The organism is Haliscomenobacter sp. (genome assembly GCF_033763495.1).
Taxonomy (GTDB): domain Bacteria; phylum Bacteroidota; class Bacteroidia; order Chitinophagales; family Saprospiraceae; genus Haliscomenobacter.
Map to the genome: position 1 here is coordinate 1 of NZ_JANRKL010000164.1, position 3,391 is coordinate 3,391.

Consider the following 3,391-nt stretch of genomic DNA (forward strand, 5'->3'; position numbering starts at 1 on the left):
TCTGGCAAAGAAGTTAGATATGAATGGGGTTCCTAGCCGTTGAAACAGCGAGTTACAAGATGATAAATGTGTTTATCGCTATGGATAAATGGATAGCAAGATTGAATTCAATTAAAAACACTGCTATTTCAGCAACTTCAAGCCCGTAGCATAGCGTTGCGCCACATTGTCCCAATTCAAAATACCAAAGAGGTTATCCACAAAATCGGCGCGTTTGTTGCGGTATTTCAGGTAATAGGAATGTTCCCACACATCAATCACCAGCAACGGAATCACGCCCCACTGAGTCAGTTTTTCGTGGTTTTCACATTGCAAAACCGTGAGTTTATCCGTGTAGGGCAGATAGCCCAGGATACCCCAACCATTGCCGTCCACGTCTTTGGAGGTTTTGGAAATGAGTAATTTTAACTTGTCGTAAGAGCCAAAGTCTCGTTCAATTTTTTTCAATAACTCTCCTCCTGGCTCGGTTTTTTTATTGGTCAGATTCGTCCAAAAAATGGTGTGCAGGATGTGAGAGGACAAGTGATAAGACAATTTTTTTGTCCAAAAATCCACAGTTTCTACATTGTTTTCATCCAGGGCCTTGCGGATCATTTGCAGGTCTTTATTTGCTCCTTTTACCGCACCACCGTGGTGAAAAGTGTAGTGCAAGTGTACCGTTTCTTCATCCATATACGGTTCAAGGAAGGTTTCTTTGTAGGGCAGGGCTTGCAGGGCAAAATTGCCATCGGCATCTACCAGTTTGTCGATCCCGTTTTCGGTGACATTGTTGGCAAAAACGGAATTGTTCGGCAGCAGTGAAGCCGTGCCCAGAATGGCTGTGTTTTTGAGAAAAGTACTTCGATCCACAACAGTTGATTTTAAAGAATGAAAAATTTGAAAATTAGTCCCAAGATTATACAAATACCGATGGTGCGCAGCATGTCCCATTTCAAGCGGAAAGTAAACAGAAGGGCAGCAATGGTTATAAACAAAGCGCCCCAGTCAATACTTTCCCATTGCGGTTGAGGCAGGAAAAATGTACCAAACTTCTGCTCAGCTATTTGCCCGAACAAGGTATGCAGACTGAACCAAATTCCAAGGTTAAGAATTACGCCAACCACCGCAGCTGTGATGCCCGACAGGGCGGTACTCAAAGATTTGTTGCCCCGCAGGTATTCGATGTAGGGTGCTCCAGTAAATATGAACAAGAAGGAAGGCAAATAAGTTACCCAGGTGACTAGCACCGAGGCCAACACCCCGGCCAAAATCGGATCGAGGCTACCCGCATTGCGGAAAGCGCCCATAAAACCCACAAATTGCACCACTTGAATGAGTGGCCCCGGCGTAGTTTCCGCCATGCCCAAGCCATCCAGCATTTCGCCGGGTTGTAACCAACCATAGGTTTCTACCGCCTTTTGGGAAATATAGGCCAGTACCGAGTAAGCGCCCCCAAAGGTAACGATGGCAGATTGACTAAAAAACAGCGCTTCCTTGGTGAACACGTTTTCGCTCCCCAAAATCAAAAACAAGACTATGACCGGAATCAACCACATGACCAACCAAAACAGGGCCACCCCCAGCGTTTTAATCAAAGCAGGCCGTTCTGCCTGGATGTAGGAGTCGATCAAACCCATTTCGCTATTTTTTACATCGGCGTGTCCTTTGATCACGTAGAATTTTTCTTCCCAAATTTTTCCTCCGAGATAGCCCAGCAGTCCCGCTGCCAAAACAATGTAAGGAAAGGAGATTTTGAAAAAAAAGATAGCAACGAAAGCCAAAACGGCAATGCCCACCATGACTTCATTTTTGAGTGCCCTTTTGCCAATTTTGATGACCGCACCTACCACGACAGCCAGCACGGCGGGTTTGATGCCGTAAAAAATGCCTTGTACAAACGTCAGGTCTTTCCATAGCGCGTACAAAATGCTCAACACCAGAATGGACAAAAAACCCGGCAACACAAACAAGCCTCCGGCCATAAGCCCGCCCCGGGTTTTGTGCATCAACCAACCGATGTAGGTAGCCAATTGTTGGGCCTCTGGGCCAGGTAGCAACATGCAATAATTGAGGGCGTGCAGGAAGCGGTTTTCCCCCAGCCATTTTTTCTCCTCTACGATGTATTTGTGCATCACCGCGATTTGCCCGGCGGGGCCGCCGAAGCTGTACATCGCCACTTTGAGCCAGACTTGGAAGGCTTCACGGAAAGTAGGGTAGGCCATTCTTTTTAATGGCAAGGATACAAAGGGCTTTTTACAAATAATTGAACAAATTTAATCACTAGCATCCGTTTTACCTTTTTGCAGTGATTTTCGATAAACGGAAGGTTGTACGCCCAAATGTTTTTTAAAAATGCGGTTGAAATGGCTCTGGTCGGAAAACCCAGTGAGGTAGGCGATTTCGGTCAGGGACATACCGGTGGTTTCCAGGAGCTGAACCGCTTTTTCGATGCGCAACTTGCGGATGTATTCACCAAAGGAAAGGTTGTCAAAATACTTGGAAAAAGCCCGCGACACATAGGCTGGGTGTAGGTCCAATTCCTGTGAAATGTCTTTTAAACTCAAACTAAAATTGGTGTCCACATAGTCCTGAATGGTTTCTTTGAGCTCTTTGGCCCAGGCTGGAATGCGTTGCTTTGTAGCCGATTTTTCACTGATGTATTTTTCCACCATTTGCAGCAAAAGTTGCTCTACCGGATCGCCAGTGTGTTTTTCATGCTGGAGGTACTTGACCCAGGTATACAGGGCATCGTATAAGAGCATGCCAACTTCCAGGAGCTGGTGGTCATCCTGAATGTTGTAGGCCAAACCCGCTGAAATGGCCCATAAACCTGCCGCTTGGGGTGCCAGGGCAAAATGGTCGGTATCGGCAGCCCGTACAATGACGGCCAGTTGGTGCAATGCGGGATCGCTTAACTGGTGTTTTTTCAGGATGTAATCAAAGGTGCAGAGTTCGCCTTCGTGCGAATATTCTACATTGGGGATGTCAAATGGAATGGCGTCCAACTCCACTGCATTGGAAAGCACTTCAGCTTCGGGCACGTAGATGAATACCGCCTCTGAGTCCACAAAGTTTTTGATCAACCAGGGGCAGGCAATGCGGTCGATTTTCGGTCGTTCGCGGGTGATCCATTTCATGATAATGCTTTGGTGGCGAAGGTAAAGATTTAGAATCGCTTTAGTCCACAGTCATTGACATAAGGATTTTTGCATTGAATTTGGAGGTATGCATTTGTCTGCCAACACCCACAATCTAATAGCTCTATTTAAACCCCTTCGGGTAGGCTGTACAGAATGGGGCAAAAACTACGTACCATTTTTTCCTAAGCATTGTGCTTTGAATTTGAAAAAGGACGTCCGGTTAGGATCAGCTTTTGTCAATTTCTCCAGGGTATTAGATTCCAATGCGATTT

General features: G+C 46.1%; 3 protein-coding genes. All 3 read right to left on the bottom strand.

Features of this window, described 5'->3' with window-relative positions:
- Positions 1 to 123: 123 nt before the first annotated feature.
- The 3 genes from SFV55_RS17485 to SFV55_RS17495 are packed head-to-tail and all read right to left on the bottom strand — an operon-like array spanning position 124 to position 3,116.
- The gene (locus SFV55_RS17485; RefSeq protein ID WP_320030822.1) at positions 124 to 849 is read right to left on the bottom strand and encodes a superoxide dismutase; all 726 of its coding nucleotides are present in this window, start codon (positions 847 to 849) and stop codon (positions 124 to 126) included.
- 11 nt (positions 850 to 860) lie between these two features.
- Complete coding sequence (chrA, locus tag SFV55_RS17490; RefSeq protein WP_320030823.1) at positions 861 to 2,201, bottom strand: chromate efflux transporter; 1,341 nt, start codon at positions 2,199 to 2,201, stop codon at positions 861 to 863.
- 51 nt (positions 2,202 to 2,252) lie between these two features.
- Positions 2,253 to 3,116 (bottom strand): chromate resistance protein ChrB domain-containing protein, encoded by an 864-nt coding sequence (locus SFV55_RS17495; protein ID WP_320030824.1) that lies wholly within the window; start codon positions 3,114 to 3,116, stop codon positions 2,253 to 2,255.
- Positions 3,117 to 3,391 lie beyond the last annotated feature (275 nt).